The organism is Paenibacillus ilasis (assembly GCF_043195395.1).
Taxonomy (GTDB): Bacteria; Bacillota; Bacilli; order Paenibacillales; family Paenibacillaceae; genus Paenibacillus_AQ; species Paenibacillus_AQ lautus.
This window is the reverse complement of record NZ_JBHDJG010000002.1, coordinates 677734-690978: the sequence shown is the minus strand read 5'-3', so window position 1 is coordinate 690978 and position 13245 is coordinate 677734. Positions and strand designations below refer to the sequence as shown.

Annotated in this window: 14 protein-coding genes and 1 pseudogene; 4 read left to right on the top strand and 11 right to left on the bottom strand. The window is 49.5% G+C overall.

What is annotated here, in order from left to right; genetic code table 11:
- Positions 1-166: 166 nt before the first annotated feature.
- The 5 genes from ACETK5_RS23220 to ACETK5_RS23200 all read right to left on the bottom strand — a co-directional run bounded on the left by ACETK5_RS23220 (position 167) and on the right by ACETK5_RS23200 (position 4213).
- Positions 167-916 carry an ABC transporter permease gene (locus ACETK5_RS23220; RefSeq protein ID WP_100540050.1) on the bottom strand — a complete coding sequence of 250 codons (750 nt, stop codon included), beginning with the start codon at positions 914-916 and terminating at the stop codon, positions 167-169.
- Positions 917-1678 carry an ABC transporter ATP-binding protein gene (locus ACETK5_RS23215; RefSeq protein ID WP_100540049.1) on the bottom strand — a complete coding sequence of 254 codons (762 nt, stop codon included), beginning with the start codon at positions 1676-1678 and terminating at the stop codon, positions 917-919.
- A gap of 168 nt (positions 1679-1846) precedes the next feature.
- Positions 1847-2188: a DUF1048 domain-containing protein gene (locus tag ACETK5_RS23210; RefSeq protein ID WP_100540048.1), complete on the bottom strand. Its 342-nt coding sequence runs from the start codon at positions 2186-2188 to the stop codon at positions 1847-1849.
- 70 nt (positions 2189-2258) lie between these two features.
- Positions 2259-2579 carry a PadR family transcriptional regulator gene (locus ACETK5_RS23205; RefSeq protein ID WP_071222099.1) on the bottom strand — a complete coding sequence of 107 codons (321 nt, stop codon included), beginning with the start codon at positions 2577-2579 and terminating at the stop codon, positions 2259-2261.
- Positions 2580-2959: 380 nt separating this feature from the next.
- Entirely contained in the window at positions 2960-4213 is a 1254-nt protein-coding gene (locus ACETK5_RS23200; protein WP_100540047.1) for an MFS transporter, read from the bottom strand.
- 324 nt (positions 4214-4537) lie between these two features.
- On the opposite strand from ACETK5_RS23200, the gene ACETK5_RS23195 reads away from it, so the two are divergent.
- Together ACETK5_RS23195 and ACETK5_RS23190 are read left to right on the top strand one after the other, a co-directional pair.
- A complete protein-coding gene (locus tag ACETK5_RS23195; protein ID WP_394058116.1) occupies positions 4538-5056 on the top strand; it encodes a sigma-70 family RNA polymerase sigma factor in 519 nt (172 codons plus the stop codon).
- Positions 5053-5901: a hypothetical protein gene (locus ACETK5_RS23190; protein ID WP_394058114.1), complete on the top strand. Its 849-nt coding sequence runs from the start codon at positions 5053-5055 to the stop codon at positions 5899-5901. The genes ACETK5_RS23195 and ACETK5_RS23190 overlap by 4 nt, the downstream gene beginning before the upstream one ends.
- Before the next feature lie 129 nt (positions 5902-6030).
- On the opposite strand, the pseudogene ACETK5_RS23185 reads toward ACETK5_RS23190, so the two are convergent.
- The 3 genes and pseudogenes from ACETK5_RS23185 to ACETK5_RS23175 all read right to left on the bottom strand — a co-directional run.
- Positions 6031-6570 (bottom strand): annotated as a pseudogene (locus ACETK5_RS23185) (alcohol dehydrogenase catalytic domain-containing protein); the annotation flags it as partial.
- 29 nt (positions 6571-6599) lie between these two features.
- Entirely contained in the window at positions 6600-8276 is a 1677-nt protein-coding gene (locus ACETK5_RS23180) for a glycoside hydrolase family 13 protein (protein WP_100540043.1), read from the bottom strand.
- A gap of 291 nt (positions 8277-8567) precedes the next feature.
- Positions 8568-10820 carry an ATP-binding cassette domain-containing protein gene (locus ACETK5_RS23175; RefSeq protein WP_394058112.1) on the bottom strand — a complete coding sequence of 751 codons (2253 nt, stop codon included), beginning with the start codon at positions 10818-10820 and terminating at the stop codon, positions 8568-8570.
- Between the two features lie 290 nt (positions 10821-11110).
- On the opposite strand from ACETK5_RS23175, the gene ACETK5_RS23170 reads away from it, so the two are divergent.
- Positions 11111-11686 carry a 5' nucleotidase, NT5C type gene (locus ACETK5_RS23170; RefSeq protein ID WP_071222106.1) on the top strand — a complete coding sequence of 192 codons (576 nt, stop codon included), beginning with the start codon at positions 11111-11113 and terminating at the stop codon, positions 11684-11686.
- Positions 11687-11917, top strand: a complete 231-nt coding sequence (locus ACETK5_RS23165; RefSeq protein ID WP_071222107.1) for a hypothetical protein — start codon at positions 11687-11689, stop codon at positions 11915-11917.
- Between the two features lie 51 nt (positions 11918-11968).
- Here ACETK5_RS23165 and ACETK5_RS23160 read toward each other — a convergent pair whose 3' ends face one another.
- From ACETK5_RS23160 to ACETK5_RS23150, 3 genes are all read right to left on the bottom strand, one after another.
- Positions 11969-12124 (bottom strand): hypothetical protein, encoded by a 156-nt coding sequence (locus ACETK5_RS23160; protein WP_006208027.1) that lies wholly within the window; start codon positions 12122-12124, stop codon positions 11969-11971.
- A gap of 191 nt (positions 12125-12315) precedes the next feature.
- Positions 12316-12834 carry a DinB family protein gene (locus tag ACETK5_RS23155; RefSeq protein WP_394058109.1) on the bottom strand — a complete coding sequence of 173 codons (519 nt, stop codon included), beginning with the start codon at positions 12832-12834 and terminating at the stop codon, positions 12316-12318.
- Between the two features lie 113 nt (positions 12835-12947).
- On the bottom strand, positions 12948-13223 hold the full coding sequence (locus ACETK5_RS23150) for a phage holin family protein (RefSeq protein WP_100540040.1): 276 nt from the start codon (positions 13221-13223) through the stop codon (positions 12948-12950).
- Positions 13224-13245: the final 22 nt, after the last annotated feature.

Genomic DNA, 13245 nt, shown 5'->3' with positions numbered 1-13245 from the left:
CTTTCACGTCAATATCTTCTTTCCTAATCATGATACAGTCCACATTTGATGGGTCTCCATGACTCCGCTGATGGTTGCCCCGGCATTGCAGCCTTCCATATGATAGCCAATACATTCATCGCAGCGGCTGACTGATATTGATATGGTTAAGCCCATCCTGGTGTACTTATCCTAACTGGCGTTTAAATGTTTTACTGGCGAAGAAGTAAGCGATGACCATGATGCCGACGCACCAGGCAAGCGCGATCCAGATTGCGTTGCCGACAGACCCTTCATACAAGAGGGCTCGAACCGCATTCACGATTGAAGTCACAGGCTGGTTCTCAGCGAACGCACGAACAATCTTTGGCATGGTTTCGGTGGGGACAAAGGCTGAACTGATAAACGGCAGGAAAATCAGCGGGTACGAGTAGGCTGTCGCCCCTTCCATAGACTTTGCTGTCAATCCGGGAATGACCGCCAGCCAGGTCAGCGCCAGCGTAAACAGCCCGAGTATCCCAGCGACCGCGAGCCAATCCAGGATATTAGCGCTGGAACGGAAGCCCATCAAGAGCGCGACAAGAATAACAACCACGACAGTAAGCGCATTGGAAAAAAGCGAGGTCAACACGTGAGCCCACAATACCGACGAGCGCTTGATGGGCATCGTAATGAAACGCGCCATCAGCCCACTCTTTACATCCGTAAACAGCCGCAAGGAAGTGTAAGCGACGCCGGATGCGATAGCCATTAGCAAGATTCCCGGTAATAAATAATTGACGTAGTTGTTCGTGCCTGTCTCTATGGCGCCGCCAAATACGTAGACAAACAGCAGCATCATCATAATCGGTGTAATCGCCACCGTGATAATCGTATCCGGACTGCGCATGATGTTGCGCATTAAACGCCCCAGTAATACCCCTGTTTTGCTTTTCATTTACATCTCCTCCTTTTTGCCGATGATCGCGAGGAAAATTTCCTCCAATGTCGGCTGCTTCTCGATATACTCCACTTTCGCTGGCGGGAACATCTCTTTGAGTTCGGTAAGGGTACCGGTCGTGATGATTTTTCCGCCGTGCAGGATGGCGATACGGTCCGCCAGTTGTTCTGCTTCCTCCAGGTACTGGGTCGTCAGCAAGATGGTCGTGCCGCCGCCGGCGAGCTCCTTGACGGTATTCCAGACTTCAATCCGCGCTTCAGGGTCAAGCCCCGTCGTCGGTTCGTCGAGAAAAATGACTGCCGGTGTCCCGATCAGACTCATGGCAATGTCAAGCCGGCGCTTCATCCCGCCCGAATATTTGTCTGCCCGGCGGCCCCCCGCATCGGTCAGGCTGAATCTTGCAAGCAGATTATCGGCGACTTGTGCTGGATTGGAAACTCCCCGCATCTTGGCAATCATCATCAGGTTTTCCCGCCCGGTGAGCATACCGTCTAAAGCTGCGAACTGCCCTGTCAGGCTGATGCTCTGGCGAACATGATCCGGTTGACGCTGGACGTCAAAGCCGCAAATACCTGCTTCGCCGCCATCGGGCTTCATCAGCGTCGAGAGGATGTTGACTGTCGTCGTCTTGCCCGCTCCATTTGAGCCCAGCAGCGCGAAAATTTCGCCACGCCGCACCTCAAAATCCACCCCCTTTAAAACTTCCTTGTCTTTAAAGGATTTTTTTAACCCTTTTACAGAAATCGCTTCATTCCTCATATTTTTTCCTCCTTATAATAAGTGCCTTGGAAGCTAGATTGCCTACACTTCACTATTTAGTCTGACTGATAATCTGTATAACTTACTACCGGGCTAAAAATGAACTGAATAGCGAAGGCGGCAATTCACATTTGTAACCAGCTAATCAGTCGGTATGATCTATAGAATTTATTTTTTCCCCAATCGGTTCATGATACTCTGATTCAAATCTTCCCGATACTTGGCTACATAGGTTTTAGCGTTTGCCACAAGTTCGTCGGCAAAGGACGCCACGTCGTCCCCGGTGATTTCCAGCACTTGTCTGCCTTCCGCCGCACCGGCTTCGAACAAATCAATTAATTCATACTGCATGTGCAGCATATCCATTCCGTTGCCCGCTGAGAAATTCCACATGTAGTTTTGAATTTTCTTAAATACAAACTGGTAGTCCTCTGGCAGGGCTTCGACCCGTGCCATCATCATCTTGTACTCTTTTTTATCACCAATCATTTTTTTGAACATTTCCAACATATTATGTTTCCTCCTTTTATTTAAAGCTGAACAAGACACCCCAAAATATCGGACGGAATATCTTATGAAGCTAGTTTGACTTCAAGACGTTAATTTTCGACGATAAAAAATCCCACTTTTCCCAAAACAATTCAAGTTCCTGGCGGCCAGCCTCATTAAGTGAGTAAAACTTGCGCGGCGGTCCCATATCTGACGGTTTCTTTTCAATGTTCACCAGTTTTTTCTTTTCTAGCCGCACGAGTATGGTGTAGACCGTTCCTTCCACGACTTCGGTAAACCCCAGCTCGTTCAGGCGGCGGGTAATCTCGTAGCCATAGGTTTCACGGCGGCTGATGATTTCCAGCACGCAGCCTTCCAGCGAACCCTTCAGCATTTCAGTTAAATTTTCCATATTCAGTACCTCCTCTATTTCGTCCCTCCCCTAATTAGTATAACTCATATTCAGTATAACTTAGTACTAAGGGAAATTTTTACTTAAAAGCATTTGAAAATATGCTATTAAGTATTACTTACTACGTGTACATTGTATCACCGAGTAGCAGGGAGTGTCAATCATTTCTCCTGAAAATATTTTCGCAACCTCACTTTTCCGTTGTCGTGGTAATAAGTGTGACCTACTACGGGTATATCGTAATACATAGTAGATGGATTGTCAACTGGATTTTTAAGTCGACATGAACCGTCTTGCGATGCTTGCAGTTACTTGCGTCCGGATCAATTATGCATGTAAAAAAGACGAGCGTTAAGCTCGCCTTTTGTTCATTCATTATTTTATTCGATGCCGATTCGTACTTGTTGTTCGGGCCCCTCCCCTAACGCCGGCAATCTCGTTCGTATCCGTAATGCGTAACATCCTGAGATAAACAACACTATGGCTGCGATGAAATACGTGGCCCGGACGCCGAATTCATCCGTAATGTACCCGAACAGCAGTGTGGACAGTCCAAATACCAGCGAAACCAGCGCGCTCTGAGCCGCGTACACTTTCGGCAATAGATGAATCGATACGCTACGCTGCAAGGTGGTCTGTAGAGAAACCGACTTGAGCTGTTCAAAAATACCGAAACCCGCGGAGAAAACAAGGGCCAGCCAAGGTACCGAGGTCAATCCAAAACCAAACGTCATAAGACTGATGCCGAAGGAAGAGCAGATGACGAATTTACGGATGTTGCGGTCGATCAGCCCCGCGCCCCTCATTCCAAACAGTCCGCCCAGCATAAGTCCCAGGAAAAAGCTTGCGTTGATATACCCCCACCAAGCCTCTTCCTTATTCAGCGCATCAGCTACGTAGACGTAGATGATCGCTGCAATCCAGATCACGCCCGCAATGGTCTCCAGTACATACATGATATGTATCGCCCGGAGTGAGGGCTGTCTCCAAATGAGTGTCCACCCTTCTTGAATGGAGTTCCAATTTGAAATGTCCGCTTTCCCTTTCTGTTCCCGGGCAGCTTCATGCCGATCCTCAATCATCTTCATGAAGACAGCAGCTGCCAGGGCCAGGGAAAAGGTTAGCCATATCACGTTGCTGCCACCCATAGCTACAACCAGCAGTCCCCCAACGGCCCATCCTCCCAGCTGGATTAACTGATCGACGAGAGCTACGAAGCTGTTGGCTTTCGTTAACTCCGCGGCATCCACCAGCCGAGGCAGCATGGCATGGCTTGCGGGCGCGGCCCAACCATCGAGCAAAGAAATGAGGAATACGAATCCGAGAATCGCATAGACCGTCACCTCCTGCTCTCCCAGCACATAGTAGGTCACTAACAACAGGAACAACACGGCTGTTTTCCCGATTTGCGACGAAGCAAGCAGCGATTTGAGGCTGTATTTATCCATCAACACGGGCGCAAAGCTCCCGCTTATAAACCGTGCCATCGTCGTGACAAATGGTATCATGGCCATCAACATGGCGGAGCCCGTCATCCCATGGATTATTGCCATCAAGCCGACAATGTAAAACAAATCGCCGCTATTGGCGAGCGCCTGACCTATCCAGAGATACCGAAAAGAATTCCTCTTCATCTTTCTACCCCAATTCTGTATTTAGTTGTATTGGTTAGGGTAGAAAAACCTACATGTTCTGGCCTCCGTACATTTTATATGGTTAATATAGTAACACCGTTAAGGACTTCTGTTAAGATTATGGATTATTTTCAAGTGATTCAGATGGTATATCTCACCAATTTGTTACTTTTTTATCCCTGGCTAAAACTATTTGGCCTGCTCCACGGTCTAATGATCAGTCAAGCGCACTCAAGTACTTGAGCATGATCCAACCCATTAAACCAGGAATAGATCAAAACGAATTCGTGCCATGACATAAAATACTAGCGCTAGTAGTTAGGGGTGAGTGAACTGGGAGCGAAAGACTCGAAGCAAACACAGTTCAGCGAAAATATGGAGAAATGCAAAAACAAGTTATACCGGGTAGCCTATTGCTATGTCAAGAATGAGCAGGAGGCACTGGATATCGTTTCCGAGGCAACCTATAAGGGATATCTTGCTTACGAGCGGATGAACACGCCGCAGTATTTTGAGTCCTGGATGACCCGGATTGTCATTAACGCGGCTATCGACCATCTCGGTCGCAAGAAGCGGGTAACTTATATGGAAGACCAAACGCAAGACTATGCGGCCGCAGAGCATGCCGTACCTCTGGAAGAGAAAATGGATTTATATGATGCTTTGGACAGACTGATGCCAGAAGAGAAAACCTACATTATTTTGAAGTTTTTTGAGGACCTGCGCTTTAGAGAAATGGCGGATATGCTGGCATTGTCCGAAAACACGGTCAAGACCAGGTTCTATCGCATTATCGGAAAATTAAAATCATATTTAATCGAGGGAGAGGTCGATCGTCTATGACAGGAAAAGAACGCTATGAACACATTGAGATCCCTGCCCAGCTAACCGGCGTTATGGACGCAGCAATGAAAAAGGCGGCTGCCCGTAAACGATCCATGCGCTTGATGAGATACTCCTCCATTGTTGCGGCGGCCGTTGCCCTGTTATTCGTGGTCAATATCCCGACGGTGGCAAACGCCTTATCCAAAGTCCCCGTGGTGGGCAGCATCGTTCAGGTTCTGCAGTTCGGGGGCGGAGGCGAACGGACCGACGGCGTTACCGTAGGCACGGAAGCTTCTGAGGACGTATTTAAGATTCAATTTGATCAGGAAGGCCATTCCGTTTCCAGCGTCCCGGCCTACACCGTGGATCATCGGGATGCGCCAAACCGTCTGATCTTCACGTTTAACGGCGTACGAAACTTTGATTATGAAACCCTCAAGAAAGACATGCTGGCTCTCCCGCTGGTAAAGGATGTCTATGAAAATGTGATTCTGGACGACTCGGCCATGCGTTTTGTCGTTGAACTGAAGGACGGCGTGAAGCATACCGTATCCGAATATAGAGATCCCGGCTATATTGAGCTGAAGCTCACCTCGACCGGTGAGTCGGCAACCCCGCGCGAGGTCTTCTATATCCGCAGTGAAGCCATGCCGCAAGGGGAATCCCTTGCCATTCTGGAAGAGATTTATATGGAAGACGACGTGACTTTCATTAAGACGGCCAGCGGCGACTTCATCGCGGTCATCGGCGGGTTCGATACCCGCGAGGCTGCCAAGCAGAAGCTCAGCGAAATTTCGTCGCGCGAGACCTACGGCGATGATCTTCGCATCGACAGCTGGATGAGCAATGAGCGCCCGGACTAACCCGTAACACAAAGAAAGCACCGCTCCGACAAGTGTTGGAGCGGTGCTTTTTTATGAAGATCCATGACGTTGTTTTGGTGCGATTGTACCGCAAGCTTTCGGAAGCGACTCTCCCGGCAGCGAAGAATGTTATGCGTTTTGATGAGGATAGATCATGACTTTTACACTGGTGTCCCTTTGCGTGCGGGCAAGCTCTATGGCTTCCTCGATCTGATCCAAGGAAAACTGGTGGGTGATGATATCGCGTATGCGGCTGCCCTTGTTTTGCAGCATCTGAATAGCCGCCGGGTACGTGTTCGCGTAGCGGAACACGCCGTATATATCCAGCTCGGCGTCAACCAAAGCGCCTTCCTCAAAGGACATTTCATCCGGCAGCCGGAACAGGAAGTCGCTTCGCACCGCGACGTATTCGGCCCAAGCTCCGTCAACCGGCGGGGTCGCCATAAATACAACATCCGGACACAGGTTGTAACGTCCGCTTTTACAATAAGAGCAGCGCCCGCACGTAACACCCGCTTCCACGGCCACGCGGTCACGGGCGGAGACATTTCTTACCTTCTCCCCCGTCCTTACGACAACGCCGGCAAGCTCATGCACCAGAATCAACGGTTCCTTCACCTCATACCTGCCAATACGTCCATGCTCATAGTAGTGCACATCCGAACCGCACCTCTCATCTCAAGAAATCGCTTACCAACTTAGTTTACACGATAAACTATCGCTTCATAAGGGTGTAGAGCGAATTCGCCGAAACTTCGGTCCGAGCGTTCGTAATTCGAGAGTATAACTTCAGGATGATGCTCACGCCATTCTGCCGGGAATTGAAAATCCGGCGTTCCGCCATAGAAGTTGAGTACGACCAAGTACGTCTCATTCTCTAATGACCTGGAATAAGCGAAAATTTCCGGATGCTCCTGAAGCACGGCTTCATATTTTCCGTAGATCAGAGCCTCACTGGATTTGCGCAGTCGGATCAAGGCTTTATAGTAATTCAGAATGGAATCGGGATCGGTTAGCTGCTGCTCTACGTTGATTTCATGGTAATTCGGATTGCAGCGGATCCACGGCACAACCGTTGAGAAGCCGCCATAGAGCGTGTCATCCCACTGCATCGGCGTTCTTGCATTGTCCCTAGCCCGGTACGCGATTCTGCGCATCGTCTCCGACACGTCTTTCCCATCCAGAAGCCGCTCGCGGTAATAATTGTAGATCTCCACATCCCGATAATCACTCAGCTCCGCAAACTCGACATTCGTCATTCCGATTTCCTGCCCCTGGTAAATAAACGGCGTCCCCTGCATCAGCATAAAAAAAGTAGCCAGCATCTTGGACGATTCCTTATGATAGTGGACCGGATCGCCAAAACGGGATACGGAGCGCGGCTGATCGTGATTCTCCATGTAAAGGGCATTCCAGCCCACGCCTTCAAGACCCGTCTGCCATTTATGCATAATCTGCTTCAATTCGGCCAAGTCCCAGATCGCATAATCCCAGCGTCCCTCGAGTCCGAAATCAAGATTGACGTGCTCAAATTGAAAAATCATGTTCAAGGCCCCGTTCTCTTCCCCGATCCATCGGTCTGCTTCGCTGATCGGAATGCCGCTCGCTTCGCCAACCGTCATAATGTCATAATGAGCGAACGCTTCACGTTTGAATTGTTGAAGAAAATCATGGATTCCCGCTATATTCCGATGTCCTGGATTCGAGTCAACATATCGAAGGTGATTCGGATTCGGCATATCCGGCAAACCAGGCAGCTTCTTTATATGGGTAATCGCATCCACGCGAAAACCGTCAATTCCTTTATCCAGCCACCAACGGATCATCCTGACCAGATCATCTCTGACCGCCGGATTCTCCATATTTAAGTCAGGCTGCTTCTTGGAATAGAGGTGGAGATAATATTGATCCGTTAACTCGTCATATTCCCAAGCGGAGCCGGTGAAGACGGATTCCCAATTGTTCGGCTCAGCCCCATCCCTCGCATCCCGCCAGATGTAGTAATCCCGCTTCGGATTGGTTCGGGAGGAACGGGATTCCATAAACCACGGATGTTCATCCGAGGTATGATTGAGCACCAGGTCCATAATAAGCCGCATGCCGCGGTTATGGATTTCGGCCAGCAGCTGATCGAAGTCGGCCATGGAACCGAACTCCGTCATAATATCCTGATAATCGCTGATATCGTAACCGTTATCGTTATTGGATGATCGATAGACGGGACATACCCATATAACATCAATCCCAAGATCCTTCAAATAATCCAGACGGGATATAACCCCTTGCAGATCCCCGATGCCGTCTTCATTCGAATCCATAAAACTGCGCGGATAGATCTCGTAAGCAACGGCTTCTTTCCACCATACTTTCTGCATTGTCGTATCCCCCGTTTACAATAAGAATGCTGCTTATTAAGAATGCAGACCGAGTCATTACACGTACTTCATTAACCAACTTCGTCTGTCGCAGCATACAGTATTGCCGTTAAAGCGATCTTATAAGCCTAACAACCATAGAATGGCCGTACCGCGGGGATATGCGGCACGGCCATTGCAAGTCTACCATGAAACTACGAAAACGAATTCGTCCCAGCTCCCATGCAGCATACAGCATGGGCTTGGTCGCGCTCCGGTAAGGATCGGCCGCTCACTCCCGTAATTCCCCCATTACCCCCGTACATACTTCCCGGTCAAGGAGTGTTCTGCCATGATCAGTTCAGCAGGCGTTCCTTCGAACATGACCCGGCCTCCCCTGCTGCCGCCCTCGGGTCCGAGGTCAATGATCCAATCCGCCTGACGAATCACGTCCAGATTGTGCTCGATGACAATCACCGAGCTGCCGTTATCGACGAGCCGATTCATCATGTTCAGTAAATGCCCGACATCTGACATATGCAGCCCGGTCGTCGGCTCGTCCATGACATAAATCTTCCCCTGCTTGTGCAGCTCGCTGGCCAGCTTGATGCGCTGGCTTTCGCCCCCGGACAGGGTGCTTAGCGGCTGTCCGAGCGTTAGATAGTGCAAGCCCACATCGTGCAGGGCTTCCAGCCGCCGCCTGATTTCTTTTTTCTCGAAAAAATCAAGCGCCTGCAGCACGGTCATATCCAGCACATCGGTAATCATTTTTCCATGGAGCTTATACTGCAGCACATCATCCTTAAAGCGCCTGCCGTCGCAGGTGTCGCACAGAGACTTAACGCCTTCCATAAACGCCAGGTCCGTATAGATGAACCCGAGACCGTGGCAGTCGGGACAAGCCCCTTTGGAATTGAAGCTGAACAGGGATGGACTCTGATCATTAGCTTTGGCAAACATGCTCCGGATGTCATCCATAATCCCCGTGTAGGTAGCAGGATTGGAACGGATCGAGGTGCTGACGGCGGACTGGTCGATGACAACAGCCTCGGGATGCTGGGACAGGAAGGCATGGTGAATGAGCGAGCTCTTCCCTGACCCCGCTACGCCCGTGACCACAGTCAATACGCCTTCCGGGATATCCACCGTCACATTGTTCAGGTTATGATGATTGGCATTGGCAATGCGCATTAGCCCTGTGGGTACGCGGAACTGTTCTTTCATCGGCATGCAGCGCTTCATATACTGCCCGGTTAACGTAGATGTTTGGCTGCACAGCTGCTCAACCGTGCCCTCGAAGACAATTTCTCCTCCCCGGGTACCGGCATTCGGCCCCACATCCACCACATGGTCGGCAATTTCAATCACGTCCCGGTCATGCTCTACGACCAGCACCGTGTTGCCCTTGTCCCGAAGCTTCCTGAGCATGTCGTTCAGGCGGTGAACATCCCGTGGATGCAAACCAACGCTAGGCTCATCAAAAACATACATCATGTCCGTCAGACTGCTGCCCAAATGCCTCACCATCTTCACCCGCTGCGATTCACCCCCGGAGAGCGTGGTCGTCTCCCGATTCAGCGTTAAGTAATCCAGCCCCATATCCATCAAGTGCTGCAGCCGCTCCGCCAAGCTGGCCACCATACTGGCAGCCACCGGCTCCTTGATGTTCAGGATGACCTCTCTTAACTCCCCAATCTCCATAGCCGCGTACTCGGCGATATTATATCCGTTGATCCTGCAGCTTAATGCCGCTTGACTGAGCCGTGTTCCCTCGCATAACGGGCATGTGCCATGCGTAATAAAATTTTTGACGTGATTTAGAGTGCGTTCGGACAATTCACTGCTGTCTCTCTGAATATACAGCCGGTTGAACTTCAGCGCGAGGCCCTCGAAGTCGGACTGTACCGGTCCTCCCTTGGACGGGAACGTCACTTTTCCATCCTTGCCGTATAGGAAGAGATCCCATTCGGCTTCCGAATAGTCGGCCAGCTTCTTGTCATTATCAAAGAACCCGGACATGGTGTAATTTTTCATATACCAGCTATCTACGGAGAAAATAGGAAATCGGACCGCTCCCTCATTCAATGATTTGCTCGTATCCAGCAGTTTATTTAGATCCAGCTCGACCTTCCTGCCGATTCCCTGACATTCCGGACACATGCCTTGAGGATCGTTAAAAGAAAAGACGTTGGAGTATCCCACAAATGGCTGTCCCACCCTGGAAAACAACAGACGGAGTATGGCGTACAGATCGGTGATCGTGCCTAGCGTGGACCGCGAATGGCCCCCCAGACGCTTCTGGTCGATGACGATAGCCGTCGACAAGTTCTCGATCGAATCGACGTCCGGTTGGCTATGCCGTGGAAGTCGGTTACGAACAAATGCGGTAAACGTCTCATTCAGTAATCGCTGGGCTTCGGAACTGATGGTATCGAACACGATGGACGATTTACCCGAGCCGGATACGCCGGTAAAGACCGTGATTTTTCGTTTTGGAATTTGCAGCGAAACATTCTTCAGATTATTCTCCCTGGCTCCACGGATGTTGATATATTCTTGAACCATGGCCTTTCCTCCCTTATGCCCTGTAGTGTTCTTATTATAAAAGGGCAATCATGACATGTACTGTCATAATGGATGAAGGCATCTGTCTTTTAGGATATTCCCGTAAGTGGGAAATATCAGGAAGGTTGTTAGCCCTATTAATGCTATACTTAGTTTATAATGAGTCAGGGGAAAGAAAATGTTACATCCTCCCATTTTTGATTTCAGTTTGCCAATAAGCATCCTGTCCCTTACAATTACGGAACATCATCGTTTCTTAGAATTCATGATTACAGGAGAGTAATGACGATATGAGCAAAAAAATAGTCGCCATCGATATGGATGATACCATCTGCCATCTCATACCCAAGGCCATTCACTATCACAATCTGCAGTACAAAGATCCTCAGCTGACGCTGGATCAGATTACCGATTATAACCTGCATCAAATCTGGCATCCTGAATGCTCGGAAGAGTTTTTCTTCGGAAAGCCGGGCTTATATGAAGAACTTGAACTATTTGATGAATATACGATTGACGAAGTCCACAGAATGACGCATGATTATGACGTCATTGTTGTTACCGCAGCCCGTCCCTCCTCGGTGCCCGAGAAGTGGAGATGGCTGCAGCGGCATATGCCCTTTATTCCGTTCGAGAATTTTTTCGTGGCCAAGCGCAAGGATTTAGTGGAATTTGATCTTCTGATTGACGATGGTCCCCATAATGCGATTGCCGCCAGAAAAGCCGGAAAACAAACCATTCTGATTCCGCGTCCGTGGAACGCGCATATTCAGCATGAATTTATTCTGAAGGATTCCTGGAAGGGAATGAACGAGTTAGTAGACCGCATTTTATCCGATTCTAACCATCAAGGGGATATGAAATAAATGAACACAGACCGCAATAGCCGGTACCTATCGCAAGATATCCATTTTTTCGCGGCCGCATTATCGGAAACGGTGGTTTCCGTATGGGAAGAGGATCCCGCAAGCGTATACGTGGAGATCGAGCGAGGTTACATTGAATGCTACACACCGGATGTCGTCCGCATCCGCAACGAAGAGACAGGTTACCTGACACACTACAGCCGTGACACCGCTATGTTTCAACGGATGTAATCCGATAAAGGCCGCTTCCCTTGCTGGGAGGCGGCTCTTTTATTGCTCAAATTACCTTTTAGCTGACAGGACAAGAAACAGGGTTGCGAGCGGACCCAGCAACAGGGATAACAGAAACCAGTTTAATCCCGTTCTGTTTTTTCCTTGAGCCAATCCGGCATTAATTAACGCCAGCGTTCCCCATCCCACGTAGAATTCATTATTCATTCCTATCTCCTCCGATACCGTACTCTTTATCTGCTTATTACGTTTTGACAAGCTGAATCGTTGCAGGATATACAAAAAAGAGCAAGGAATGCTCCCTGCCCCGGGCAATTATAACGCTTATAGCAGTGGCCTCAAAGGGCTCCGGCTTTAGCTGCAGAGGCCCAAGTCTCTTCTGAGTGGACCATCGATCCTTAAACTTGCTCCAATTCTCTTAACAGCTGAAATATCTGTCCCCGATGATGGGACTCATGCTCAATCAGATGATAGATGACCCATTCCGGCGTCACATCGTACGGTTCCAGTTGTCTGACTCTCCTCCAGTCCGAGAGGTCCATGCCTTTGAAATGGGCAAGCAATTCATGACGTACCCTCTGCATGCGGTGAAGATGTTCATCCAGTGACTGATCCGGCACTTCAGAAAGATGGTTATCCTCGGTACGGTGATCCCAGGGAAAACATGCCTTTATTTTCGGGTCCCAATCGGATTCAAGCACCTCGACGTACAGCCAGTCCGCTTCAATGAGAGCAATATGGTACAACAGCGAGCCGATGGACTGTCGGCCGTCTGCCCTATGATTCAAATGTTCATGGCGGACCCCTTCCAGCCGTTTCAATATCGTTCGGCGTACGTCCTCCAGCCCCCATATCCAGCGGCCGATCTCCGGCTCAAACCCAGGCAGTGCCTCAACCGTCAACGTTTTCCTCTGCAAATCTTCACGCTCCCTTAAATTATCTCATGAATCTAAGAGTAACAGGCTCAAGCGTAAGTGTGCCAGGTAAAGTTCGGTTTAAACAAAAATGATCCTGGGCCCTTCAGTCATTCTTACTTCTTTCTAATCGCAATCGCCTCCGCCGTTTGTTTAACGGCCTGATGCCCGAATACCGCGAACGCCCCTGCGAGTATGCCTTGAATGATATTTTCCACACTCCACCCGATCAAGCCGGTTGTGAGCAGAATCGATACGACCATAACCAGATATACAATGCTCCAATTCGGAACCTTGGGCGTTTGCTTCAGCACATATCCGATTACCCAACAGGCAGCAACGACCATGAAGAGCCGCGGGTCAATCAATTGAAAAATGACGCTCCATTCCATGGTAAACCCACCTTTCCATTCA

Bases quoted from the DNA above. Each gene is read 5' to 3' on its own strand.
- ACETK5_RS23220 (WP_100540050.1), bottom strand. From the start codon at position 916: ATGAAAAGCAAAACAGGGGTATTACTGGGGCGTTTAATGCGCAACATC.
- ACETK5_RS23215 (WP_100540049.1), bottom strand. From the start codon at position 1,678: ATGAGGAATGAAGCGATTTCTGTAAAAGGGTTAAAAAAATCCTTTAAA.
- ACETK5_RS23210 (WP_100540048.1), bottom strand. From the start codon at position 2,188: ATGTTGGAAATGTTCAAAAAAATGATTGGTGATAAAAAAGAGTACAAG.
- ACETK5_RS23205 (WP_071222099.1), bottom strand. From the start codon at position 2,579: ATGGAAAATTTAACTGAAATGCTGAAGGGTTCGCTGGAAGGCTGCGTG.
- ACETK5_RS23200 (WP_100540047.1), bottom strand. From the start codon at position 4,213: ATGAAGAGGAATTCTTTTCGGTATCTCTGGATAGGTCAGGCGCTCGCC.
- ACETK5_RS23190 (WP_394058114.1), top strand. From the start codon at position 5,053: ATGACAGGAAAAGAACGCTATGAACACATTGAGATCCCTGCCCAGCTA.
- ACETK5_RS23180 (WP_100540043.1), bottom strand. From the start codon at position 8,276: ATGCAGAAAGTATGGTGGAAAGAAGCCGTTGCTTACGAGATCTATCCG.
- ACETK5_RS23175 (WP_394058112.1), bottom strand. From the start codon at position 10,820: ATGGTTCAAGAATATATCAACATCCGTGGAGCCAGGGAGAATAATCTG.
- ACETK5_RS23170 (WP_071222106.1), top strand. From the start codon at position 11,111: ATGAGCAAAAAAATAGTCGCCATCGATATGGATGATACCATCTGCCAT.
- ACETK5_RS23165 (WP_071222107.1), top strand. From the start codon at position 11,687: ATGAACACAGACCGCAATAGCCGGTACCTATCGCAAGATATCCATTTT.
- ACETK5_RS23160 (WP_006208027.1), bottom strand. From the start codon at position 12,124: ATGAATAATGAATTCTACGTGGGATGGGGAACGCTGGCGTTAATTAAT.
- ACETK5_RS23150 (WP_100540040.1), bottom strand. From the start codon at position 13,223: ATGGAATGGAGCGTCATTTTTCAATTGATTGACCCGCGGCTCTTCATG.